22 protein-coding genes are annotated in these 22,228 nt (G+C 71.2%); 12 read left to right on the top strand and 10 right to left on the bottom strand.

The window, feature by feature from the left end; all coding sequences use genetic code 11:
* The first annotated feature begins 17 nt into the window (after positions 1 to 17).
* Complete coding sequence (def, locus tag JHE00_RS17650; protein ID WP_200319159.1) at positions 18 to 518, top strand: peptide deformylase; 501 nt, start codon at positions 18 to 20, stop codon at positions 516 to 518.
* A 249-nt stretch (positions 519 to 767) separates the two neighbouring features.
* Complete coding sequence (locus tag JHE00_RS36255; RefSeq protein ID WP_200319157.1) at positions 768 to 1,460, top strand: VldE C-terminal domain-containing protein; 693 nt, start codon at positions 768 to 770, stop codon at positions 1,458 to 1,460.
* Between the two features lies 1 nt (position 1,461).
* Here the strand turns inward: JHE00_RS36255 and JHE00_RS17640 are convergent, their stop codons facing one another.
* The 4 genes from JHE00_RS17640 to JHE00_RS17625 form a co-directional block, all read right to left on the bottom strand.
* Positions 1,462 to 2,574: a GNAT family N-acetyltransferase gene (locus tag JHE00_RS17640; protein ID WP_200319155.1), complete on the bottom strand. Its 1,113-nt coding sequence runs from the start codon at positions 2,572 to 2,574 to the stop codon at positions 1,462 to 1,464.
* A 138-nt stretch (positions 2,575 to 2,712) separates the two neighbouring features.
* Positions 2,713 to 3,522 (bottom strand): VOC family protein, encoded by an 810-nt coding sequence (locus tag JHE00_RS17635; protein ID WP_200319153.1) that lies wholly within the window; start codon positions 3,520 to 3,522, stop codon positions 2,713 to 2,715.
* A gap of 51 nt (positions 3,523 to 3,573) precedes the next feature.
* Positions 3,574 to 4,338, bottom strand: a complete 765-nt coding sequence (locus tag JHE00_RS17630) for a maleylpyruvate isomerase family mycothiol-dependent enzyme (protein ID WP_200319151.1) — start codon at positions 4,336 to 4,338, stop codon at positions 3,574 to 3,576.
* Complete coding sequence (locus JHE00_RS17625) at positions 4,338 to 4,826, bottom strand: SAV_6107 family HEPN domain-containing protein (protein WP_307831974.1); 489 nt, start codon at positions 4,824 to 4,826, stop codon at positions 4,338 to 4,340. Before JHE00_RS17625 ends, JHE00_RS17630 begins: the two co-directional genes overlap by 1 nt.
* Positions 4,827 to 5,091: 265 nt before the next feature.
* On the opposite strand from JHE00_RS17625, the gene JHE00_RS17620 reads away from it, so the two are divergent.
* The 3 genes from JHE00_RS17620 (at position 5,092) to JHE00_RS17610 (ending at position 6,842) form a co-directional block, all read left to right on the top strand.
* Positions 5,092 to 5,610: a YbaK/EbsC family protein gene (locus tag JHE00_RS17620; RefSeq protein WP_200319149.1), complete on the top strand. Its 519-nt coding sequence runs from the start codon at positions 5,092 to 5,094 to the stop codon at positions 5,608 to 5,610.
* The gene (locus JHE00_RS17615; protein WP_200319147.1) at positions 5,607 to 6,176 is read left to right on the top strand and encodes a GNAT family N-acetyltransferase; all 570 of its coding nucleotides are present in this window, start codon (positions 5,607 to 5,609) and stop codon (positions 6,174 to 6,176) included. Before JHE00_RS17620 ends, JHE00_RS17615 begins: the two co-directional genes overlap by 4 nt.
* A gap of 78 nt (positions 6,177 to 6,254) precedes the next feature.
* Positions 6,255 to 6,842, top strand: coding sequence for a P-loop nucleotide/nucleoside kinase family protein (locus JHE00_RS17610; RefSeq protein WP_200319144.1), 588 nt, complete (start codon positions 6,255 to 6,257; stop codon positions 6,840 to 6,842).
* 61 nt (positions 6,843 to 6,903) lie between these two features.
* On the opposite strand, the gene JHE00_RS17605 is transcribed toward JHE00_RS17610, so the two are convergent.
* Together JHE00_RS17605 and JHE00_RS17600 are read right to left on the bottom strand one after the other, a co-directional pair.
* Entirely contained in the window at positions 6,904 to 8,571 is a 1,668-nt protein-coding gene (locus JHE00_RS17605; RefSeq protein WP_200319142.1) for a DUF885 domain-containing protein, read from the bottom strand.
* Positions 8,572 to 8,590: 19 nt separating this feature from the next.
* Entirely contained in the window at positions 8,591 to 9,475 is an 885-nt protein-coding gene (locus tag JHE00_RS17600; RefSeq protein WP_200319140.1) for a methylenetetrahydrofolate reductase, read from the bottom strand.
* 45 nt (positions 9,476 to 9,520) lie between these two features.
* On the opposite strand from JHE00_RS17600, the gene JHE00_RS17595 reads away from it, so the two are divergent.
* Genes JHE00_RS17595 through JHE00_RS17580 form a run of 4 tightly spaced genes read left to right on the top strand, consistent with a single transcriptional unit; the run spans position 9,521 to position 13,756 of the window.
* A complete protein-coding gene (locus JHE00_RS17595; protein ID WP_200319138.1) occupies positions 9,521 to 10,612 on the top strand; it encodes a polyprenyl synthetase family protein in 1,092 nt (363 codons plus the stop codon).
* Positions 10,612 to 12,099 (top strand): phytoene desaturase family protein, encoded by a 1,488-nt coding sequence (gene crtI, locus JHE00_RS17590; protein WP_200319135.1) that lies wholly within the window; start codon positions 10,612 to 10,614, stop codon positions 12,097 to 12,099. Before JHE00_RS17595 ends, crtI begins: the two co-directional genes overlap by 1 nt.
* On the top strand, positions 12,096 to 12,974 hold the full coding sequence (locus JHE00_RS17585; protein WP_200319133.1) for a phytoene/squalene synthase family protein: 879 nt from the start codon (positions 12,096 to 12,098) through the stop codon (positions 12,972 to 12,974). Before crtI ends, JHE00_RS17585 begins: the two co-directional genes overlap by 4 nt.
* Positions 12,971 to 13,756 carry an LLM class F420-dependent oxidoreductase gene (locus JHE00_RS17580; protein ID WP_200319131.1) on the top strand — a complete coding sequence of 262 codons (786 nt, stop codon included), beginning with the start codon at positions 12,971 to 12,973 and terminating at the stop codon, positions 13,754 to 13,756. The genes JHE00_RS17585 and JHE00_RS17580 overlap by 4 nt, the downstream gene beginning before the upstream one ends.
* A gap of 68 nt (positions 13,757 to 13,824) precedes the next feature.
* Here the strand turns inward: JHE00_RS17580 and JHE00_RS17575 are convergent, their stop codons facing one another.
* Positions 13,825 to 14,346 carry a CGNR zinc finger domain-containing protein gene (locus JHE00_RS17575; protein WP_200319129.1) on the bottom strand — a complete coding sequence of 174 codons (522 nt, stop codon included), beginning with the start codon at positions 14,344 to 14,346 and terminating at the stop codon, positions 13,825 to 13,827.
* A gap of 23 nt (positions 14,347 to 14,369) precedes the next feature.
* Between JHE00_RS17575 and JHE00_RS17570 the strand changes: the two genes are divergently transcribed.
* A complete protein-coding gene (locus tag JHE00_RS17570) occupies positions 14,370 to 15,569 on the top strand; it encodes an MFS transporter (protein ID WP_200319127.1) in 1,200 nt (399 codons plus the stop codon).
* On the opposite strand, the gene JHE00_RS17565 is transcribed toward JHE00_RS17570, so the two are convergent.
* Positions 15,538 to 15,906: an Rv2175c family DNA-binding protein gene (locus JHE00_RS17565; RefSeq protein ID WP_200319125.1), complete on the bottom strand. Its 369-nt coding sequence runs from the start codon at positions 15,904 to 15,906 to the stop codon at positions 15,538 to 15,540. The genes JHE00_RS17570 and JHE00_RS17565 overlap by 32 nt on opposite strands.
* A 107-nt stretch (positions 15,907 to 16,013) precedes the next feature.
* Here JHE00_RS17565 and JHE00_RS17560 point away from each other — a divergent pair, with 107 nt between their 5' ends.
* Together JHE00_RS17560 and JHE00_RS17555 are read left to right on the top strand one after the other, a co-directional pair.
* A complete protein-coding gene (locus JHE00_RS17560) occupies positions 16,014 to 17,984 on the top strand; it encodes a PASTA domain-containing protein (RefSeq protein WP_200319123.1) in 1,971 nt (656 codons plus the stop codon).
* Positions 17,985 to 18,362: 378 nt separating this feature from the next.
* Positions 18,363 to 19,688, top strand: coding sequence for a wax ester/triacylglycerol synthase family O-acyltransferase (locus JHE00_RS17555; protein WP_200319122.1), 1,326 nt, complete (start codon positions 18,363 to 18,365; stop codon positions 19,686 to 19,688).
* Between the two features lie 12 nt (positions 19,689 to 19,700).
* Here the strand turns inward: JHE00_RS17555 and JHE00_RS17550 are convergent, their stop codons facing one another.
* Both JHE00_RS17550 and JHE00_RS17545 read right to left on the bottom strand, forming a co-directional pair.
* Positions 19,701 to 21,104: a class II 3-deoxy-7-phosphoheptulonate synthase gene (locus tag JHE00_RS17550; RefSeq protein WP_200319121.1), complete on the bottom strand. Its 1,404-nt coding sequence runs from the start codon at positions 21,102 to 21,104 to the stop codon at positions 19,701 to 19,703.
* Entirely contained in the window at positions 21,076 to 22,212 is a 1,137-nt protein-coding gene (locus JHE00_RS17545) for a flavin-containing monooxygenase (RefSeq protein WP_200319120.1), read from the bottom strand. The genes JHE00_RS17550 and JHE00_RS17545 overlap by 29 nt, the downstream gene beginning before the upstream one ends.
* Positions 22,213 to 22,228: the final 16 nt, after the last annotated feature.

Raw genomic sequence — 22,228 nt, 5'->3', positions numbered from 1 at the left:
GCGAAAGGACCTCGACCATGGCCGTGCGCGACCTGCGCTATTTCGGTGACCCGGTGCTGAAGACGAAGGCCGACCCGGTGACCCGGTTCGACGCGTCGGTGCGGGCTCTGGTCGACGACCTGCTGGAGACCGTGGAGATGCCGGGCAGGGCGGGTCTCGCCGCGCCGCAGATCGGCGTGAGCCTGCGCGCCTTCAGCTACAACGTCAAGGGCGAGCTCGGTTACGTGCTCAACCCGGAGATCGTGGAGCTCTCGAAGGAGACCCAGGAGTTCACCGAGGGGTGCCTGTCGGTGCCGGAGCTGTGGTTCACCACGGTGAGGGCCTCCTATGCCGTGGTCCGGGGCGTGGACGTGCGCAACGAGCCGGTGACGGTCGAGGGCGACGATCTGATGGCGCAGTGCCTGCAGCACGAGACCGACCACCTCGACGGGATGCTGTATCTCGATCGGCTCGACAAGGATCAGCGCCGTCAGGCGCTGCGGGAAGCCCGTCAGCGCGACTGGTTCTGGTCGCGCTGAGCCATCGCTGAACTCCGTTCCTCCGTTACGGCGACGTAGCGGCACCCGCTGTTGACCGTCCGCAATCGGTGTAGACGTCCCAGGTCTGGTCCAGCGCCGCGCGGTACCGCCGGGCGGGCTAACTGTCACCGTGGTCGAACCAGGTTGCGTCCAACCCTGTGTGTCCATCGCCACTCGTTCGTGACTTTCGCCGTTGTCGGTTCGTAATCTGGCCGAGCTCTCCCCGTAATCGATTCTTCGAGGACAGAAATGGCCGGCCGACATCGTGCGAAAAGATCGACCTCCTGGGCCAAACCGACCGCGTTAGGGATCACCGCAGCGGGCATGCTCGCAGGCACCGTGTGGTTCACGAGTGAAGCGTGGAACAACGAGCCGCACAACGGTGGTGCGGCGCTCGCGGCCTCAGCGGGACCCACCCAGCAACACCGGATCGTGAAGCCCTCCCCGACCACGACCACTCCACCGCCCACGACGACCACCACCACCACGACGCCTCCCCCGACGTCGACCACCACGACCACCACCGAGAGCTCCAGCGAGGAACCTCCTCCCCCGCCTCCGCCTCCCCCGCCGCCCCCGCCCGAGTCCTGCTCAGCAGAACTCGAAGGAACGCAATCTCACGTTGCGCAAGTGGGCAATCACGTTCTGACGAAATTCGCTGTTGATTCCGTCGGCGGAATCGGCAGCCGTTCCGGCGCGAGTGATCATCCTTCCGGACTCGCACTCGATTTCATGGTCGGCTCGGAAACGGGTGACCAGCTGGCCGAGTACGTTCTGGCCAACCAGGACGAATTCGGCGTTTCCTACGTGATCTGGTCGCAGCAGTACAACGACGGCAGCGGCTGGTCGATGATGGAGGACCGCGGCAGCGCGACCGCGAACCACTACGACCACGTGCACGTCTCGTTCGACGCGAGCGCCGACGTGTCCGTCACCTGCTGACCTACGGTCGCAGACCGATTCGCAGGACGCCCTGCTCACCGGGGTCCGGCGCGGGCGAGAGTCCCGCCCGCAGGGCCGTCCTGCGGATCTCGTCGTTCTCGGCCGAACACCGGGCGACGAGCTCGCGATGGCCGCGGGCGGCGGCCAGTACCGCCAGCCTGCGCAGCATCGCGGTACCGAGTCCGTTGCGCTGCCAGGCGTCCTCGACGAGCACGGACACCTCGGCGGCGTCCACGACCTCGCCACCGGGCTCGGGGATCAGCCTGCCCAGCGCCACGACATCGCGGCCGCAGACCGCGACGACGCTGATCCCGCGTGGTGGAACCAGCAGCCGGTGCAGCTGCGGGCGCGGCACCGTCCGTTCCTCGATGCCGTAGCGACGGAAGAGCGTCCGCGTCGAGCATCTGCCGTGCAACGCCGACAGGGCCCTGGCATCGGCGGGTCGTGCCTCGCGCAGCACGACGGTGGCCCCGTCGGCACACGTCGCGATCGTCGGTCCGGAGACATTGGCCTCGACCGCCGCGAGCAGACCGAGCAGAGCTTCGGCCCGGGCGAGCTCCTGACGCAGAAACGGCGCCCACAACCGCCGCGCGACCAGCACCTGCCCCTCACCCGTGGCGAAGGTCGCCCGATGACCTCCCTCGGTGCGAGCGGGATTGGCCTCCGCCGAGGGGACGACGGTGACCAGGTCCGCGGCGAGGACGTCGCGCACCGCGTCGGCGAGCGCGTCCGGGTCGGCCACCACTCGTCCGGCCGCGGCGAGACCGGCCGCCGACGAGTCGACGAGCTCACGCACGTCCGCATCGGTGACGCCGAGGCACTCACAGTCCTCCTCCTCGACGGCCCGCACCAGCTGCGCCCTGCTCAGTCCGGTCGCCGGGCGGATCACGATCTCGTCGAGCACGCCGCCCGGCACCGGCAGCACGGCCAGTCCGAGGATGTTGCACTCGAGATCGGCGAGCCGGATCGCGACCCTGGCCAGCGTTCCCGGCCGGTCGGCCATCCGGACGCGCAGACGCCACGTCGCCGCGTGGGCACCGCCCGCGGGCACGTCGTCCAGCCAGTGGCGGGGTAGGTCCGAAGGCGCGGTGGCCCGAACACGACGACTGTCCATGACCTCACCGTCCCGGCTTCCCGTTGCGGGCCGGCGGCGGAGGTGTTGCGCGCAGGTCAGCGTTGCGGCGGTCTCGCAACGCCACCGCAACACGCGCGCCGCGACCGTCGCGCTCCCGGGCGGCGCGGCGTCGCATGATCACACCGGGCCGGTGGACAGGGCGAGCACCCCGAACTCGTTGCCGTCCGGGTCGGCGAGCAGCCGATACCGGACACCGGTCGCGGGGGCCGCCAGCGTCACCGGCACGGCGCCCGCTTCCGACAGGCGCCGCACCTCATGCGCCAGCACCAGGTCTCCCTCGCCCTCCGCCGGAGCGTCGATACCGGCACCCGTCACGGTGTCGTACACCGCGACATCGAGACGCCACCGGTTGACCGTGTTTTTCGAGCCGGGAACACGCAGCAACTCCAGCCACGGCCCCGCCTGCTCCGGCGCGCGCAGGCTCACGAAGTCCTCCTGCTGCCGGACGACGTCCCAGCCCGACGCCGCCGACCAGAACGGTGCCAGCACCTCCGGATCGGTCACGTCGACCACGACGGCCGCCAGCGCCCCGATGCCGGCGTACTCCGCCCGGGGCTCCAGCACACAGAACTCGTTGCCCTCGGGATCGGCGAGCACCACCCACGGCAGGTCATCGCTCTGTCCGATGTCGACGGACGACGCACCGCGAGCGCGCGCCTCGTCCACGATGGACCGCTGCTGTTCGACGGTGGCGGAGGCCAGGTCCAAGTGGATGCGGTTCTTCGCTTCCTTGTGCCCGGGAGCGGGCACAAGGACCAACGACAGCGGACTGTTCTCCGGCTCCGGCGCGCTCACGGTCACGGCACCCGCGACACCACCCTCACCGGCTCCGGGTACCACCTCCCAGCCGAGCAACCCGGCCCAGAACTCCGCCACGAGAGACGGCTCCTGCGCGTCGACGACGACGTGCGCGAGACGAGTGGTCATGGTCGCAATCTAGTGGCCTACGCGGACGGATGTTGCTTCCCCACAAACCCGTCATCGCGTCGCCAGCCGCAGCAGCGCCCACAACTGTCCCGCCGCGTCCTCGTCGCCCTCGACGCGCACCGCGCCCACCCGCTGCCTGCCCCACAGCCACAGGTACGTCTCGACCGGCGAGGCGGAGACCACCGCGCCCGCGCCACGCGCCTCGGCGTCGGAGCATCGCCACGCGACAGTCTCGGCGGACCCCGCCCTGGCGATCCAGCTGTGGCCGCCGGTGCGCACCCCGACCGAGCTCTCCCTGGTCCCACTGAGGCCGAGCATCGCGAGCCGGTGGCCGAACCACACCGCCAGCGCCTCGTCCACCCCGTCCAGCGCGATGTCGTCGTCGATCGCGGACGGCGGAAATCCCGCGGCGTCCTCGACATCGACGCGGTGGATGGTGGTCTCGTGCGCCATCCGGCGGCACCAGAACCCGTACGTCGGGTCGGCGGGCCACCAGGTGGCCGCACGCTCACCGGGATCGTGCCACTCCAGCACCTCGGAAAGGTCGACGAAGCCCTCTCGCAGATAGCTCTCGACGGACTGCCCCGGAGCAGGGTCGCGTTGCCACTCCCGGGGCCGCCGCCCCTCTGCCAGCCAGCCCAGTACCACCCGGTGCACGCTGCCCACGTGCCGGACCACCTCACCGACCGTCCACCCCGGACTCATCCGCACCGGGACGTCGTGCGGCACCGCGCGTGCCGCCTCGACGAGCAGCTCGACCTCGTGGCCCATCGCCTGCAACAGCCTGCCGTGGTCGATGAGCGCCTGCCCCGGCATCACCTGCTCCGTCGCCGGTGCGCGAGCGGCCGGGCACCGCACTGACGCACGCGCTCGAACTCGACCGGGTGCCCGTGCACCACCCGGCCCGCGATCGCCACGAACTGACCGGCCTGTGCGTGCAGTTCCTCCGCGAGCTCGGCGGTGATCCGCCGCGTGACACCGGCCTGCGCCGCGGCGTGCCTGGCCGAGTGTCCCGCGAAGAACACCGCCCACTGCCGCAGCTCGGGCACCGTGCCCTCGAGCAGGGTCCACCCGCTCTCCGGTTTCGCCCTGCCCCGGTGCGGACGTCCGCGTGCGGCGAGGATCGCAGCGGCGGCCCGCAGCGCGGACAGGTACGAGCCGGTGAACCGTCCGACCGGATCGGTCTCGGCACCGGCCTCGGCGAGCCCGTGCCTGGCCTGCGCGAGCAAGGACATCGCCGCCGGGGTGACGGGCGGTCGCAGCTCGAACGGCAGCGCGGGCTGCTCCGAGCCCGTGCGCGGCACTGGGCCACTCCGCGACGCGTGGGTGACGGACACGGCCCACCTCCCTTTCTCGAACCGAGATGAAGCGCCGGACAAGGGCCCCGGCGCGCAGATGCTTCCCCCACCCACGCGCCGGGACCGACCGGAGAGCGCTCCACCGGGATGTCGAACGTATGTTCGAACTCCTCCACAGTAGCTCGCGGGTGCCGGTGGCTCAAGCCCAGGTGGGGTGGTCGCGTGGCGAGCTGCGTCGCACCTGAGCACGTTCCCGTGATCTCATACGTGTATGAGCACCCTCGACCATCCTGCGATCGCCAAGGTCGCGACCGCTCTCACCGAAGCGGGCCAGGACGCCGCGGCCAACGGGATCGTGATCCTGCCCGCCGACGTGCGAACGGCACCGCAGGCGGCCGAGGCACTGGGCGTCGAGGTGGGCGCGATCGCCAACAGTCTCGTGTTCCGCGCCTCGTTCGACGACGCACCCGACGCGCCCCTGCTCGCCCTGACCTCGGGCGCGCACCGCGCCGACACCGCCACGCTGGCGGCGCTCGCCGGTGCGACGAAGGTCGGCAAGGCCGAGCCGGCCTTCGTCAAGGAGCACACCGGGCAGACGATCGGCGGCGTCGCACCGGTCGGGCACCCGGGCAGGCTGATCACGCTCGTCGACACCGCACTGCGCGAGTACGACGTGGTGTGGGCGGCCGCGGGACACCCCAAGTCCGTGTACCCGACGACGTTCGAGGACCTGCTCGCCGTCACCGGAGGCCGAGCCGCCGATGTGACGGGGCAGGACGTACGGTCATGACCAGGATGTCCACCGGATACACCGAACTCACCGAACTCACCGGCGACGAGTTCAGGGCCAGGCTGCCCGAGGCGCTCGCCCTCTACGTCGCCGCGATGAACTACCCACAGGGGACCGCAGAGCAGCGCGCTCCCATGTGGCTCACCCACGCGCTGCGTGAGGGCTGGCGCTGCGTGGCCGCGCTGGACGCCGACGACCACCTCGTCGGGCTCGCCTACGGCTACCGGGGCACCACGGGCCAGTGGTGGCACGAGCAGGTGCGCAAGGGACTGGCAGGCCGGGAGAGCGACCAGGCCGCCGACGCGTGGCTGAGCGACTACTTCGAGCTCACCGAGATCCACGTGCGGCCCGCGAGCCAGGGCAAGGGCACCGGTGAGGACCTGCTGCGCGGCCTCGTCGACGGCGTGCCGCAGCGCAACGTCCTGCTCTCCACCCCCGAGGGCACGAGCAGGGCCTGGAAGCTGTACCGCAGGCTCGGCTTCACCGACGTGTTGCGGGACTACTACTTCGCGGGCGACCCCCGCGCGTTCGCGATCCTCGGCCGGGCGCTTCCTCTTGAAGACTGACCTGGGAGTTCGCCCAGATCGCCGGGAACGTTCCGGAATTCCGGAACGACCTGGCCCCTCCCCGACGTTGGCGAAGGCATGACCCGACCGCCGGACCGGCTTCGCATGGACGTCGAACACCGCTGCCTGCTCGTTGTCGCAGGGTTACCAGGAGCGGGCAAGAGCACGCTGCTGCGCAACATCGAGAGCTTCCCCTCAGCGACCGTGCTCGACACCGACCAGCAACGAGCCCGGCTCAGAGGGCTGTTCCCGGCTGGAACGCCCTACTCCTGGTACCGGCCGCTGGTCCACGTGCTGCACCTGCTGACCCTCGTGCTCGTCGCCGCCCGCACCAGAGGACCCGTCGTGGTGCACGACCCCGCCACGGGGGCGATCGCCCGGTTCGCGTTCGTCGCGCTGGGCACGCTCACGTCGAGGCCGCTGCACCTGCTCTGGATCGACTGCACGGTCGAGGAGGCGCTCGCGGGACAGCGCAGGCGAGGCAGGGTGTTGCTCGGCTGGTCGTTCTCGCGGCACGCCAGGCAGGCGCCACGCACGCGGGACCGGCTGCTCGCCGGGGACGTGCCCCGCGGCTGGCGCACCGCGAAGGTGACCGACCGCGAGGGCACCCGCCACGGGCTCGTCGTCCACGCGCAGCCGGGAGGACAGGCCGCCGCGCCGCGCTGACCGCCGCGCAGAACCGACAATCCCGGGGCGCCGCGCGCTGACGGTGCCCCGGGATCAGCGGTCAGAGCCGGGCGAGTTGCTCGCGCAGAGTGTCGAGACCCATACCGCCCATGCTCAGTGCCCGCATGTGGAAGTCCCGCAGGTCGAAGGCGGAGCCCTGCCTGGCGCGGACGTCCTCCCTGGCCTCGAGCCACAGCTTCTCGCCGAGCTTGTACGACGGCGCCTGGCCGGGCCAGCCGAGGTAGCGGTCGATCTCGTCGCGCACGTGATCGGCGTCGGTGATCGTCCTGGTGAGCATGAACTCCAGCCCCAGTTCGGGAGTCCAGCGCTCGCCCTCGTGGAAGCCCGTGCCCGACGGGATCTCCAGCTCGAGGTGCATGCCGATGTCCACCACCACGCGCGCGGCGCGGAACAGGTGCGCGTCGAGCATGCCGAGCAGGTTGCCGTCGTCGGTGAGGTAGCCGAGGTCCTGCATCAGGCGCTCCGCGTACAGCGCCCAGCCCTCGGCGAGACCCGAGGTCAACGCCAGCAGCCGCTGGTAGCGGTTCAGCGTCGCGGACTGGTACACCGACGTCGCGATCTGCAGGTGATGTCCCGGCACACCCTCGTGGTAGATGGTGCTGACCTCGCGCCAGGTGGAGAACTCCTCGCGGTCCTGCGGCACCGACCACCACATCGTGCCCGGCCGGGAGAAGTCCTCGTTCGGCCCGCTGTAGTAGGCGCCGACGCCGCCACCGGGAGGCGCGATCCGGCAGTCGAGCGCCATCAGCGCGTCGGGGATGTCGAAGTGCTTGCCCCGCAACGAGTTCAGCGCGTCGTCGGACAGCGCCTGCATCCACTCCTCGAAGGCACGCTGCCCGCGCACGCGATAGGCGGGGTCCTCGTCGAGGGCCCGTGCGGCGTCGGCGAGCGAACCGCCCGGCGTGATGCGTTCCGCCACCTCGCGCGCCTCGCGCTCGACGCGGGCGAACTCCTCCCAGCCCCACGCGTAGGCCTCGTGCAGGTCCAGTTCGGCGCCGACGAAGTAGCGCGACCACAACCGGTACACGTCCTGGCCGACGGCGTCCTTGGTCGGGGCCTGGGGCGCGAGTTCGGCCCGCAGGAACCCGGCGAGCTCGGCGTAGGCTTCCTGCGCCGTGTTCGCGGCCCTGCCCAGTTCGGCGCGCAGCGTCTCGGGCAGCTCCGGTGCGCCCTCGGCCATGGTCACGAAGAAGCCCGCGTCGCCGCTCAGTCCCGCCCACACCTCGGCCTGCTCGGCGACCTTGCCGATCTGGCGCAGCGCGGGGGCGTTGCCCGCCTCCACGGCGGTGAGCAGCGAGGAGCGCACGCCGTCGAGCGCGGCGGGGACCTTCGCCATCCTCGCGGCGATGTTCTCCCAGTGCTCCGCGGACTCGCTGGGCATCAGGTCGAACACCTGCCGCACGTCCTGGATCGGGCTGGCGATCACGTTGAGCGAGGCCACGTCGAGGCCCGCCTCGTGGATCTCCACCTCGAGCCCGGTGCGTTCGAGGAACACGGCCTTGGCCACGCGCTCGCCGTCGTCGGCCGGTTCGGCGGCCTCGACCTCTCGCAGGGCGCGCTTGGCGAGCGCGCCGCGGGCGGCGTGCCCTTCCGGTGAGTAGTCGGTGAGCTGGTCGTCGTAGCTCGCCACGCCGAACGTCGTCGCCGCGACGGGGTCGGCCGCGGCGTAGTCGTCGACGAACTTGTCGCAGATCTCGTGCACAGGCATGCGCGGAACGCTACCTGTTTCAGGCGCGCGCGGGGACCAGCCCGAGCCTGCCCACCAGCTCACGCGTGGCCTTGGACCGGTTGAACGTGTAGAAGTGCAGCGACGGCACGCCCTCGGCGAGCAGCCGCTCGCACAGCTCGGTCACGGCGTCGAGTCCCTCGGCGCGGAACGCCTTCGCGTCACCGGCGAGCGGCTCGAGCCGGTCGAGCAGCGAGCGCGGAGCGTTCGCACCGGACAGCTCGATGGTCTTGTTCAGCGTGCGCGGCGTGGTGAGCGGCATGATGCCGGGGATGATCAGCTTGTCGCAGCCCGCGGCGGCGACACGGTCGCGCAGCCGCAGGAAGTCCTCGGCCTCGAAGAACAGCTGGGCGATGCCGAAGTCCGCGCCCGCGTTGAACTTGCGCACCAGGTACTTGGTGTCGGTGTCCAGGTCGCCGGAGCGCGGGTGGCCGTACGGGAACGCCGACACCCCGACGCAGAAGTCCCCGAGCGAGCGCACGAGTTCCACGAGCTCCTCGGCGTAGTTCAGGCCCTGCGGGTGCGGGATCCACTCGCCGTAGGGGTCGCCGGGCGGGTCGCCGCGCAGCGCGAGGATGTTGCGCACGCCGACGGCGGCGTACCAGCCGATGACGTTGCGCAGTTCGGCCACGGAGTGGTCGACGGCCGTGAGGTGCGCCATCGGCACGAGGGTGGTCTCGGTGGCGACCCTCGCGATGCTGCGGATGGTGCCGTCGCGGCTCGAGCCGCCCGCGCCGTAGGTGATCGACATGTACGCGGGGTCGAGCTGTTCCAGCTCACGCACCGCCCGCCAGAGGATCGCCTCGTCGGCCTCGTCGCGGGGCGGGAAGAACTCCACCGAGAAAACGGGCGTCTCTCCCCGCAGCCGCTCGATCACCGACGTCATAGCGCTCATGCTACTGGCGGCGAACGGACCTGGGACGATAGAGGCATGAGCGAGCCCGGCTACGACGCAGACCTGCCCGCGCACGTGAACAGTGCGCTGACCGACTTCCTCAGGCGGGCCGGCGAGTCCATCGGGAGCATCGAGCCGACGTTCGGTCCCGCCACGGACGCGCTCAGCGACTTCGTGCTCGGCGGGGGCAAGCGGTTGCGCCCGACGTTCGCCTGGTGGAGCTGGCGGGGCGCGGGCGGCGACCCCGAGGGCGAGCACGCGGAGGGCGTGCTGCGGGCGGTGGCGAGCCTCGAGCTCATCCAGGCGTGCGCGCTGATCCACGACGACGTGCTGGACTCCTCCGACTCGCGGCGAGGCTCGCCGACCGTGCACGTCGCCTTCGCGGCCAGGCACGCCGAACGCGGCTGGCTCGGCTCACCCGACTCGTTCGGGCTCGCCGCGGCGGTGCTCATCGGCGACCTGGCGCTCGCGTGGGCCGACGACATGTTCAGCGAGGCCCCGCTGCCGCCGGAGGTGCTCGCGGCGGCGCGGCCCGCGTGGCGGGCCATGCGCACCGAGGTGCTCGCCGGGCAGTACCTCGACGTGCACACGCAGGCCACGGGCGACGCGTCGGTGGAGGCCGCGCTGCGCATCGACCGGCTCAAGACCGCGGCCTACACGGTGCAACGCCCGCTGCACCTCGGCGCCGCACTGGCGGGTGCGGGACCTGAGCTGATCGACCCGCTGACGACGTTCGGCCGCGACCTCGGGGTCGCGTTCCAGCTGCGCGACGACATGCTCGGCGTGTTCGGCGACCCGTCGGTCACCGGCAAGCCCGCGGGCGACGACCTGCGCGAGGGCAAGCGCACCCTGTTGCTCGCGCTGGGACTGCGGTTTGCGGCGGAGCAGGAGCGGGAACAGGAGCACAAGGTGATCACCGCCGCGGTCGGCAACCCCGGCCTCACGCTCGCCGACGTGGACACGGTGCGGCAGGCGCTCACCGACGTCGGCGCGGTGGCGGAGGTGGAACGCCGGATCGACGAACTCACCGAGGCCGCGCACGCCACGCTGCGGGGCATCGACCTCGCCGAGCCCGCGACGACGAAGCTCACCGAGCTCACGATCGTTGCCACACAAAGGAAGTACTAGTGCGCACGGTCTCCGGTCCGACGGACAGGATCGTCGTGGTGGGCGCGGGCCTGGCGGGACTCTCCGCCACGCTGCACCTGCTCGGCGAGGGCAGGCAGGTCACGCTGCTCGAGGCAGGTCCGGCACCGGGAGGCCGCGCGGGCGGGCACGACGACCACGGCTACACCGTCGACACGGGCGCGAGTGTGCTGACGATGCCGGAGCTGCTCGACGAGGCGTTCGCCGCGGTGGGCACGTCCACGGCCGAAACGCTGACGCTGCGCAGGCTCGATCCCGCCTACCGGGCGCACTTCGCCGACGGCAGCACCATCCACCTGCACACCGACGCCGACGCCATGGAGGCCGAGGTCCGTGAGGTGGCAGGCGCGGAGGAGGCGGCGGGCTACCGGCGACTGCGGCGCTGGCTCACCGACCTGTACGCCGTGCAGAAGGACCGGTTCATCGGCGGCAACTTCGACTCACCCCTGGATCTGCTGCGGCCCGAGCTGGCCAGACTGGCCGCGCTCGGCGGCTTCGGCAGGCTCGGCCCGCGCGTCGGGCGGTTCCTGCGCGACGAGCGCGTGCGCAGGTTGTTCTCGTTCCAGTCGCTCTACGCGGGACTCGACCCGGCTCGGGCGCTCGGGGCGTACGCGGTGATCTCCTACATGGACACCGTCGGCGGCGTCTACTACCCGCTGGGCGGCATGGCCCGGGTCGCGGAGGCGATGTCGGACGCCGCCGAACGGGCGGGGGCGACGGTGCGGTTCGGCACCAGGGCCGCGTGGCTGGAGCGCACCGGCTCGCGAGTGCGGGCGGTGCGCACGAGCCACGGCGACCGCGTGGAGTGCGACGCCGTTGTGCTCGCCACCGAGCTGACCACCGCCTACGACCTGCTCGGCCACGGACCCCGCAGGCCCGTGCCACTGCGCTTCTCGCCCTCGGCGGTGGTGGTGCACGGGCGCAGCGATCGCGAGTGGTCCCGGTTGGCGCACCACACGATCTTCTTCGGCGGGCAGTGGGAGAAGACGTTCACCGAGATCATCCGCGAGGGACGGCTCATGAGCGACCCGTCGCTGCTCGTGACCAGACCGACCGCGACCGATCCCTCCCTGGCGAACGGCGACGGCCAGGTGCTCTCGGTGCTCGCGCCAGCGCCGAACCTGCACGCGGGCCCCATCGACTGGAGCCGGGTCGGGTCGGCCTACCGCGACGAACTGCTGCGCACCCTCGCCGAGCGCGGCCTGCCCGGCTTCGCGCGCGACCTCGAGGTCGCCGAGACGGTGACGCCGGAGGACTGGGCGGCGAAGGGCCTCGCCGCGGGCACGCCGTTCTCGCTGGCGCACACGTTCTCCCAGACCGGCCCGTTCCGCCCTGCCAACCTGGTGCGCGGCGTGGACAACGTCGTGCTGGCCGGCTGCGGCACCACCCCCGGCGTCGGCATCCCGCCGGTCGTGATCTCCGGCAGGCTCGCCGCGGCCCGCATCGCCGCGCCGAAGGGGGAGCCGTGACGGCCGAGCTCAGCAGCGCGTACGCCGAGTGCCGCCGGATCAACGCCCACCACGGACGTACCTACTATCTGGCGACCCAACTGCTGCCCGCCGAGGCGCGGCCCGGCACGCACGCGCTGTACGGCTTCGCCCGGTGTGTCGACGAGGTCGTGGACAACCCGCCTCCCGGCAGCGATCCCGAAGCCGGGCTCGCCCTGTTCGACGCCCGGCTCGACTCGGTGTTCTCCGGCGAGCCGCCGTCCGATCCGGTGTTGCTCGCGCTGGCCGACACGGTGCGCCGCTACGGACTCGACCGATGGCTGTTCGACTCGTTCCTGCGCTCCATGCGGATGGATCTGCACGTGAGCGAGTACGACACGTACGACGACCTGCACCGCTACATGCACGGCTCCGCCTGCGTGATCGGGCTGCAGATGCTGCCGGTGCTGGGCACCGTGGCGCCGAGGGAGGAAGCGGCTCCGTACGCGGCCGCGCTCGGCGAGGCGTTCCAGTTCACCAACTTCCTGCGCGACATCGGCGAAGACCTCGGCAGAGGCCGCGTGTACCTGCCGCGATCAGAGCTGGCCGCGTTCGATGTGGACCGTCACCTACTCGAATGGTCGGCGCGGACGGGAGGCACCGACCGCAGGATCCGCCGCGCACTGGCGGCGCTCGTGGCCCGCAACCGCGCCGTCTACCGCCGGGCTCGCCCGGGAATCGCGTTGCTGCGCAAGCGATCCCGGCCATGCGTCTCCACGGCGTGCACGCTGTACGAGAGCATCCTCGACGAGATCGTCGCGGCCGACTACGACGTGCTCCAGCGGCGCGTCGCGGTGCCATTGCGGCGTCGCTTCGCCGTAGCGGGATCGGCCATCTTGACTAGGCTGGCCTCATGACTACAGCGAACAGGCCCGTCCGGATCGGTGTGCAACTGCAGCCCCAGCACGCCGACTACGCGACGATCCGCCGCGCGGCAGCAGAGGCCGAGGAGCTCGGCGTCGACATCGTGTTCAACTGGGATCACTTCTACCCGTTGTACGGCGATCCCGACGGCCTGCACTTCGAGTGCTGGACGATGCTGGGCGCGTGGGCCGAGGCGACGTCGCAGGTCGAGATCGGCGCGCTGGTGACGTGCAACAGCTACCGCAACCCCGAACTGCTCGCCGACATGGCCCGCACGGTCGACCACATCAGTGATGGCAGGCTCATCCTCGGGATCGGTTCCGGCTGGTTCGAGAAGGACTACACCGAGTACGGCTACGAGTTCGGCACCGCGGGAGGCAGGCTCGACGAGCTGGCCGCGTCGCTGCCGCGCATCGAGGACCGGCTCGCCAAGCTCAACCCGGCTCCGACCCGGAAGATCCCGGTGCTGATCGGCGGCGGTGGCGAGAAGAAGACGTTGCGCCTGGTCGCCAAGCACGCCGACATCTGGCACGGCTTCGGCGACGTCGAGGTGGCCTCACGCAAGGTCAAGATCCTCGATCAGCACTGCGCCGACGTGGGCCGCGACCCGGCCGAGATCGAGCGGTCGGTGGGCGTGCAGGGTGATCCCGAGGACTCCGGCTCGCAGCTGCTGGAGCTGGGTATCAGTATGTTCACCGTGGCCACGGGCGGCCCGGACTACGACCTGGGGCTGCTGCGCAAGTGGATCGCGTGGCGCGACGCCCAGAACGGCTGAGTACCACCTGACGACGCGCCCGCGTACCGGACTCCGGTGCGCGGGCGCTTTCTTGTGCCCCTCCGCCCTTACGCAGGGCCTTTCCTACGGTGCGCGGCCACGCGTTCGCGGGTCGCGCAGCGCGTGGAGCAGTAGCGGCGCGGGCTGCCGCCGCCGAGGTCGGCGAAGGGACGTCCGCACGCCGTCGACGCGCACAGCCCGCCGGGTGGGCGCTGCCGCTCCGCGAGCAGCAGCGCCAGCGCGTGCGCCGAGGACGCCAGCAGCCACTCGGCCCACGGCGCGTCGTCGGCGCTGTCCACGTGCACGTGCCACGGGTGCTCGCCGCCGTGGGTGGTGAGCCGGGGCGGCGCGGCGTGGTGCGAGAGCAGGTCGTTGAGCAACTCTGCCGCCCGCTCGGTCCGCGTGGCGGCGAAGACGGCGTGCAACCGCGGCGCCACCGCCCGCATGGCGGCGACGTCGGCGCCGCCGAGTCCCAGCGGCTCCTTCTCCCCGTGGGCGAGCAGCACCTCGGACACCTCGGCAGGGTCCGCCGGGTCGCGCAGCAGCACAGCCACCAGATCGGCGGCTCGCTGGGCGCCATCGAATGCCATGCGCACAGTGTAACGTCTTGTCAGTGCAAAGCCGTTACGCACTGCAGCGGTATCTGCTGGGGGCCACCACCGCACGCACGGGCGACGAGATGTCCGGCCCCGCACTGCTGGTGCTCGGGTTCTCGGCGACCGGCTCGATCGAGACCGCGTCGGCCCTGCTCACGGGGCTGACGATCTCCGCGGCCGTGGGCGGCCCGCTGCTGGGCGTGGTGCTCGACCGCAGCCACCGCCCCGGCGTTCTGCTGGCGGTGGCGCTCGGCGGGTACGCGGCCGGCCTCGGCGTCGTGCTCGCCGGCACCGGCACGGTCGCGACTCCGCTGGTCGTGGCGGTCGCCGTCGTCGCGGGACTGCTCAGTCCCGCCCTGTCCGGCGGCTGGACCGCACAGCTGCCCCGCCTCGTCGGCCCAGGGATCCTGCCGCGCGCCACCGGGCTGGACGCGATGACGTTCGGCGCCGCGAGTCTCGCCGGACCCGCGCTGGCCGGGCTGCTGGCAGGCGCGTACGGAGCCACGGTGCCGATGCTGCTCGCGATCGGGCTGGTCGCCGGAGCGATCCCGGTGGCCTGGTCGCTGCCCCGGCAATATCCGGCATCGCACGACCCGGCACGGCACTGCGCGCCGCACCGCGACCTCCTCGCGGGCATCCGCGCGATCGGCGCGGCCCGGTCGCTGCTGCGGGCCACGGCGACCTCGGTGGTGTCGTTCGCGGGCTTCGGCATGCTGCTGGTGGCGTGCCCGCTGCTGGGCGAGCAACGCCTCGGCGACGCCGGGCTCGGCGCGCTCCTGCTCGCCGCGATGGCCGCAGCGGGACTGCTCGCCAACACGGCGCTGGCACGCTGGCCCGCGCTGCTGAACCCGCCGGACCGGATCGTGCTCGCGAGCACCGTGCTGCTGGGAGCGGGCACGGTGACGGCGGCGCTGACCGGCTCGCCCGCGCTCACCGTCGCCGCCCTGGCGCTCACCGGGCTCGGCGAAGGCCCTCAGCTGACGGCGCTGTTCGCGATCCGGCACCGCGAGGCACCCGAGCACCTGCGCGCACAGATCTTCACCACCGGCGCGAGCCTCAAGATCACCGCCATGGCACTGGGCTCCGCGCTCGCGGGCCCGCTCGCGGCGTACTCACCCACCGCGTGCCTGCTGGCCGCGGCCGGGTTCGAGGCGCTCGCCGCGCTGACCTATCTGGCCGTGCGCGTCAGAACGCCATCGCCTGCGCGCGCCGCTTGACCTCGGTGCCGTGGCTGGTGCGCAACGCGTTGATGGGCGTGGTGCCCGGCAGCGACTCGTCCTCCGAGAAGAGCCACCGCAGCATCTCGGTGCGGGTGAACCCCGCGTCCGAGAGCACCGTGATGGTGCCCGCCAAACCCTTGATCACGCCGTCCTTACCGAGGAAGTCCGCTGGGACGAAAAGGTCACCGGATCTGCGCACGGCGATCAACTGACCGTCCCGCAACAACTGCCGCACCTTGTTCGTAGACAGCCCGAGCGAGTCCGCGACCTCCGCAACCGGGAGCACCGCCACTTCGGCATCGAGCACGTCGTCAGCGATAGGGATCGCACTCACGGGTACTACCTTGCCACATTCCCGTCGCGGCCGAGCAGGACCAATCTAATGGCGTAACGGGGGCACCGTAGGGAGGGCACACGCCACCGACCGTAGGATTCAGCGCTGTGACACGCACGGAAACCGGCCTTGTCGGCAGGCTGCTCGATCGGCGATACCGCGTCGACGGGTTGCTGGCCAGAGGTGGGATGTCCTCGGTGTATCGCGGTGTCGACACGCGACTGGACCGGCCCGTCGCCATCAAGATCATGGACTCCCGCTTCGCCGACGACCGCACGTTCGTGGACCGGTTCGAGCGCGAAGCCAGGTCGGCGGCGCGACTGCACCACTCGCACGTCGTCGCGGTGCACGACCAGGGCTTCGACACTCCGGCGGGCACGGAGGACCGGCGCGCGTTCCTGGTGATGGAGCTCGTCGACGGCGGCACGCTGCGCGATCTGCTCGACCAGCGCGGCGCACTCGACGTACCGCTCGCGCTCACGATCATCGAGCACGTGCTCTCGGCGCTGGCCGCGGCCCACACGGCAGGGCTCGTGCACCGCGACGTCAAGCCCGAGAACGTCCTCATCGGCCGCAGCGGCACCAGCGGAGCGGGCGTGGTGAAGGTCGGCGACTTCGGGCTGGTCAGGGCTGTCGCGAGCGCCGGGACCACGAGCACGAGCGTCATCCTCGGCACCGTCGCCTACCTCTCCCCCGAGCAGGTCACCAACGGCTCGGCGAGCGAACGCGGCGACGTGTACTCGGCCGGGATCCTGCTGTACGAGATGCTCACCGGGCGCGTGCCCTACACCGCCGACACGGCGCTGTCGGTGGCCTACCGGCACGTGAACGACGACGTGCCCGCTCCCAGCCAGTCCAGGGCCGACCTGCCGCCCTCGCTCGACGACCTCGTCCTGCGGGCCACCCGTCGCGACCCCGAGGCGCGGCCCGCCGACGCGGGCGCGTTCCTCGCGGAGCTCACGCAGGTGCGCACGCAGCTGGGGATCCCCACCGTCGGGGTCCCGGTCCCCTCGGCGCCGCCCGAACAGGACGTGCCGGACGCCGAGAAGACACTGCCCTCGTTCCAGGCCGTCACCGTGCACACCCAGGCGGGCGGGCCGAGGGGCACGCAGGCGCTGCCGAGGATGGCGCAGCACGCCGACACCCAGCAGCCGGGGCCGCCGCAGGCCCCGCAGGAGGACCAGCAGCGCCCCCGGCGACGCGGCCTCTGGGTGGCGCTGTGGGTGCTGGTGGGCCTGCTCGTCGCGGGAGGCATCGGCGCGGGCGTCTGGTGGTTCACTGGCGGGCGGTACGTGGACGTGCCCAATGTCGGCGGGATGGACCAGGCGAAGGCCGAACAGGTACTGCGCGGGGCCGAACTCACGCCGCGGTTCACCGAGGAGCGGCACAACAGCGTGCCGAGCGGGACCGTGATCCGCAGCGACCCCGAACAGGGTTCCCGGGCGCTGCAGGGCGACGAGGTCACGGTGGTGCTGTCGCTGGGCAGGCCGGTGGTGCCCGACATCCCGGCGGGATCCACGGTGGAGCAGGCCGAACAGGCGATTCGTGGCGTGCAGCTCGAACCGAAACGGGACGAGGCGGGTGACCAGTTCAGCGCGGACGTAGCGGAGGGCGCGGTGATCTCAGTGGCGCCACAGCCCGGCAGCCAGGCCAACCTCGGCGACGCCGTGACGATCGTGGTGTCGAAGGGACCGCCGCCCACCCCGGTGCCCTCGGTGGTGGGCATGACCAGGGACCAGGCGTTCCAGACGCTGACCACGGCCGGGTTCGAGCCGTACGACGCCGGCGAGGAGTTCTCCGCGGACGTGCCTGCCGGACAGGTCACGCGCACCGACCCCGCCGAGGGCGCGACGATCGAGGAGGGCAACCGCGTCGGTGTGTTCGTGTCCAACGCCGTCGCGGTGCCCGCGGTGATCGGCCGCTCGGCCGAGGAAGCGGCGCAGATCCTGTCCGAGGCCGGGTTGTCGGCCGGTGACGCCGGGGGCAGGGGCTCGTTCAGTTTCGTGCTCCAGCAGGATCCCGCACCGGGATCACTCGTGCCACGGGGAACCGCCATCAGTCTCACGATCGTGCCGTGACGCCTCACCAATGCGGTGAAGGGCACCTTCCGTGCGTTGAACGCAGTGAAGGTGCCCTTCACCGCGTTCAACGCACCGTGCATCTGAAATATGTGTGAAAGTTCGCGTCCATCCGTCGACCGCGCGGGAAATTGACTGATCGAATTACTCGATCGCTGGCGAAAATCGCTGTAACGGCTGGAAAAAAGGTAAGGCCCCTCGACACGTCGTCGGAATTCGCCGTACCTTCTGGGGCCACGGGCGAGGTGCGCGAGGGGGCTCGGCGACCGCCCTGGGATTTGCGGGTCGGTAACACTGCGACCACGCACACGACATGTATGACTGGTGAACTACTCAACGGCAAGCGACAAGCGATCTACTCGCAGGGAGAGACCGCCGATGCCACTCGACCGGCTCAGCGCACTCGACGTTGCCTTCCTCTGCCTGGAGGGCGCGAACACGCCTATGCACATGGGCGCGGTAGCCACGTTCCGTCCGCGACGGCACGTCGATCCTGAACGGCTCGTGGCGCTGCTGGCACAGCGGGCGGCCGGGATTCCCAAGCTGCGCAGGCGAGTCCGTTCCGGCCTGCCCCTGCTGGGTGGAGCGCAGTGGGAGGACGACCCCGGCTTCGACGCGCTGAACCACATCGGTCTCAGCAAGCTGTGCGACCTCTACGAGCCCGACCCGCTCGCCGAGTTCGCCTCGCACTGGATGGCCGAGCCGCTCGAACTCGATGCTCCATTGTGGAATGTTCAACTGGTCACCGGGCTTCCCGACGGTGAGTTCGCCCTGTTGGTGAAGTTCCATCATGCGCTCACCGACGGCGCGGGTGCGGTGGAGCTGGCGTTCGGTCTGCTCGACGACATCTCGCTGCCCGTCCAGCGCGGCGGCAGGGCGCCGCAGCCCGAGCCGGAGCCGAGGACGCCGCTGCAGGAGCTGCGCGACGGAGCCACGGCGGCGCTCGGCCAGGCCGCCACGTCGGCGGGCATCGCGAGCGCGGTGCTGCGGGCCGCCCGCCCGTACCCGATCTCGCCCACGGCGACGCTGAACTCCGCACTGCGCCGCATCGGGCTGGTCCGGCTGGACCTCGGCGACGTCCGCAGCATCCGCAAGACCCACGGCGGCACCAACAACGACGTCGTGCTCGCGGTGCTCGCGGGCGCGCTGCGGGACTGGATGATCAACAGGGGCCAGCGCGCCGACGCCAGGTCGCTGCGCGCGCTGATCCCGGTCAGCCTGCGCGGACGCGAGGCGGAGCGCGCGGGTGGCAACGTGCTCTCCGGCTACCTGTGCGACCTGCCCGTCGAGCTCGACGACCCGGTCGACCGGCTGCGCGTGGTCCGCGACGTGATGGCGCGCAACAAGCAAGCGGGCCCGGCCAGGGGCCCTGGCGCGATCCCGATCCTCGCTAACCGGATGCCCGCGGGCATCCACCGGATCGCCACGAAGGTCGCGGGCAGGGCCGCTCCACTGCTGTTCGACACCGTGGTGACCAACGTGCCGCTGCCGGGCATCCCGATGTCGCTGGGCGGCGCCAGGCTGCGCGAGATCTACCCGTTCGTGCCACTCGCGCCGCACCAGTCGGTGGGTATCGCGGTCAGCACCTACCGCAACGCGCTCCACATCGGACTGCAGGCCAACGGCGAGGCGGTGCCCGACGTCGGCTCGCTCGCCGACGCCGTCACCAAGTCGCTGGCAGCCCTCTACCAGCGCAGCCTCTGACGCGGGCGCCCGTCAGGCGCGCAGCATCTCCGCGACCAGGAAGGCCAGCTCCAGCGACTGCTGGGTGTTGAGCCTCGGGTCGCACGCGGTCTCGTAACGGCCGGAGAGATCGAGGTCCGAGATCTCCTGGGCGCCACCGAGGCACTCGGTGACGTCCTCGCCGGTGAGCTCGACGTGGATGCCGCCGGGGTAGGTGCCCAGGCGGTGGTGCACCTCGAAGAAGCCCTGCACCTCGTCGACGATGCGGTCGAAGTGGCGGGTCTTGTACCCGTTCGACGACTCGTGGGTGTTGCCGTGCATCGGGTCGCACTGCCAGATGACCTTGTGGCCCGAGCTCTCGACCTTCTCCACGATCCCGGGCAGCACCTCGCGGACCTTGCCGTTGCCCATGCGCGCGATCAGCGTGAGCCTGCCCGGCTCGTTGCGCGGGTCGAGGCGCTCCACGTACTCCACGGCCTGCTCGGGCGTGGTGGTGGGGCCGATCTTGAGACCGATGGGGTTGGACACCAGTTCGGCGAAGGCGATGTGCGCGCCGTCCAGCTGCCGCGTGCGCTCGCCGATCCAGAGGAAGTGCGAGGACAGGTTGTAGAGCTTCGCGTCGGGTGCGTCGGGGTTGTCCAGCCGCAGCATCGCGCGCTCGTAGTCGAGCAGCAACGCCTCGTGGCTCGCGAAGATCTCGGTGGAGTGCAGCGAGCTGTCGCTCACCCCGCACGCCGACATGAACCGCAGGCCGCGGTCGATCTCGGAGGCCAGCGCCTCGTACCGCTCGCCAGCGGGCGAGGTGCCCACGAAGTCCTTGTTCCAGTCGTGCACCTGGGCGAGGTCGGCCATGCCAGCTCCGGTCAGGGCGCGCATGAGGTTCATCGCGGCGCCCGAGTTGGCGTAGGCCCTGATCATGCGGCCCGGGTCGGGCACGCGCAGCTCGGGCTCGGCCACCAGCGAGTTCACGATGTCGCCTCGGTAGACGGGCAGGCCGAGCGCGTCGGTGGAGGCCGAGCGCGGCTTGGCGTACTGGCCCGCGATGCGGCCGACCTTCACCACGGGCAGGCTCGCGCCGTAGGTGAGCACCACGGCCATCTGCAGCAGCGTGCGCAGGTTGGCCCTGATGTGCGGCTCGGTGTTGGACTCGAACGTCTCCGCGCAGTCGCCGCCCTGGAGCAGGAAGGCCTCGCCGCGCGCGACCATCGCGAGCCGGTCGCGCAGCCGGTCGATCTCGGCGGGCACCGTGATCGGCGGGACGCTCTCGAGGATGGCCCTGACCCGGGCGAGCGTGTCCCGGTCTGGCCAGTCGGGCTGCTGGGCCGCGGGGCGCGTCAACGCGTCGTCGAGCCGGTCGCGCAGCTCAGAGGGCAGCGGCGGCAGCGAGGGCAGGGTGTCGATGGGGACGTCAACTGTCCAGTTCACGGCCTCCAGCATACGAAGCGACCAGCGGCGCTCGCTTTCGGGACACGATGTGGCGGGCAACGTACTCACCGTCGCGACCCGCGCCGCCCACCAGCATCGACGCGAAGGCGTACTGGAAGGCCAGCCCCACGAAGTACAGACCCGGCGCCGTCCGCACGACGCCACGCTGTTCGAGCGGCCACCCGTCGGAACCGATGACGGGCAGGTCGATCCAGGAGAAGTCCTGCCGGAAGCCGGTGCACCACACCACCGTGGTGACGTCGAGCACACGGCCATCGGCCAGCACCGGGCGGCCGTCGCGGACCCCGGTCGTGCGGTCCTCGACGAGGTCGACGCCGGCTTCGACCAGGTCGGCGCGCTTGACCCTGATCAGCGGTCCACCGTGGGACCTGATCTCCTCACGCAGTTTGCGCCCGATCGGCGTACGCAGCGTGAGCACGTGCTTGGCCAGGAAGAACAGCACGGGGGCGATGGCGTAGGCGGGCTTGCGGTTGATGTTGAACGGCAGCTCACCGTTGATGTGCCCGCTGAGCACCACGGGGTGCCCCGCCCGCGCGAGCTCGTAGGCGATGTCGCCGCCCGAGTGCGAGGCTCCGACCACCAGCACACCGCCGGGCGGCACGCTGTCGGGGTTCTTGTAGGCGCTCGAGTGCAGCTGCAGGATCGCGGAGTCGAGCTCCGCCGCGAGCGCGGGCACCCGCGGGGTGCGCCCGAAGGTCCCCGATGCCACGACCACGTTGTCGCACGAGTACGTCGCCCCGTCGGTGCGCACGACGTACTCACCGTCTACACGCGACAGTTCTCGCACGGTGACACCGAGCCGGACCGGCAGGTGGAACCTCGTCGCGTAGGACTCGAGGAAGTCGGCCATCTCGTCCTTGGTCGGGAACGTCATCCGCGATGCGGGAAACCGCATGCCGGGCAGCGTTTCCATGTGCGCGGGACTGTAGAGCCGCAACGTGTCCCAGTGACAACGCCAGTTGTCGCCCACCCGCGTGTTGGCGTCCAGGATCACGAAGTCGCGCTCGCGTTTGGCCAGGTGGTAGCCGGTGGACAGCCCGGCCTGGCCCGCACCGATGATCACCGTCTCCACGCGCTGGGCGCCGTTCGCCTCGCTCATGATGTCCGTCCTCCTC

The sequence above is a fragment of the Prauserella cavernicola genome, from assembly GCF_016595675.1.
Lineage (GTDB): Bacteria > Actinomycetota > Actinomycetes > Mycobacteriales > Pseudonocardiaceae > Prauserella_A > Prauserella_A cavernicola.
The sequence above is the reverse complement of the archived record's forward strand: the minus strand, read 5'-3'. Positions and strand labels throughout refer to the sequence as shown.

Bases quoted from the DNA above. Each gene is read 5' to 3' on its own strand.
- def (WP_200319159.1), top strand. From the start codon at position 18: ATGGCCGTGCGCGACCTGCGCTATTTCGGTGACCCGGTGCTGAAGACG.
- JHE00_RS36255 (WP_200319157.1), top strand. From the start codon at position 768: ATGGCCGGCCGACATCGTGCGAAAAGATCGACCTCCTGGGCCAAACCG.
- JHE00_RS17640 (WP_200319155.1), bottom strand. From the start codon at position 2,574: ATGGACAGTCGTCGTGTTCGGGCCACCGCGCCTTCGGACCTACCCCGC.
- JHE00_RS17635 (WP_200319153.1), bottom strand. From the start codon at position 3,522: ATGACCACTCGTCTCGCGCACGTCGTCGTCGACGCGCAGGAGCCGTCT.
- JHE00_RS17630 (WP_200319151.1), bottom strand. From the start codon at position 4,338: ATGCCGGGGCAGGCGCTCATCGACCACGGCAGGCTGTTGCAGGCGATG.
- JHE00_RS17620 (WP_200319149.1), top strand. From the start codon at position 5,092: ATGAGCACCCTCGACCATCCTGCGATCGCCAAGGTCGCGACCGCTCTC.
- JHE00_RS17615 (WP_200319147.1), top strand. From the start codon at position 5,607: ATGACCAGGATGTCCACCGGATACACCGAACTCACCGAACTCACCGGC.
- JHE00_RS17610 (WP_200319144.1), top strand. From the start codon at position 6,255: ATGACCCGACCGCCGGACCGGCTTCGCATGGACGTCGAACACCGCTGC.
- JHE00_RS17605 (WP_200319142.1), bottom strand. From the start codon at position 8,571: ATGCCTGTGCACGAGATCTGCGACAAGTTCGTCGACGACTACGCCGCG.
- JHE00_RS17600 (WP_200319140.1), bottom strand. From the start codon at position 9,475: ATGACGTCGGTGATCGAGCGGCTGCGGGGAGAGACGCCCGTTTTCTCG.
- JHE00_RS17595 (WP_200319138.1), top strand. From the start codon at position 9,521: ATGAGCGAGCCCGGCTACGACGCAGACCTGCCCGCGCACGTGAACAGT.
- JHE00_RS17580 (WP_200319131.1), top strand. From the start codon at position 12,971: ATGACTACAGCGAACAGGCCCGTCCGGATCGGTGTGCAACTGCAGCCC.
- JHE00_RS17575 (WP_200319129.1), bottom strand. From the start codon at position 14,346: ATGGCATTCGATGGCGCCCAGCGAGCCGCCGATCTGGTGGCTGTGCTG.
- JHE00_RS17555 (WP_200319122.1), top strand. From the start codon at position 18,363: ATGCCACTCGACCGGCTCAGCGCACTCGACGTTGCCTTCCTCTGCCTG.
- JHE00_RS17550 (WP_200319121.1), bottom strand. From the start codon at position 21,104: ATGCTGGAGGCCGTGAACTGGACAGTTGACGTCCCCATCGACACCCTG.
- JHE00_RS17545 (WP_200319120.1), bottom strand. From the start codon at position 22,212: ATGAGCGAGGCGAACGGCGCCCAGCGCGTGGAGACGGTGATCATCGGT.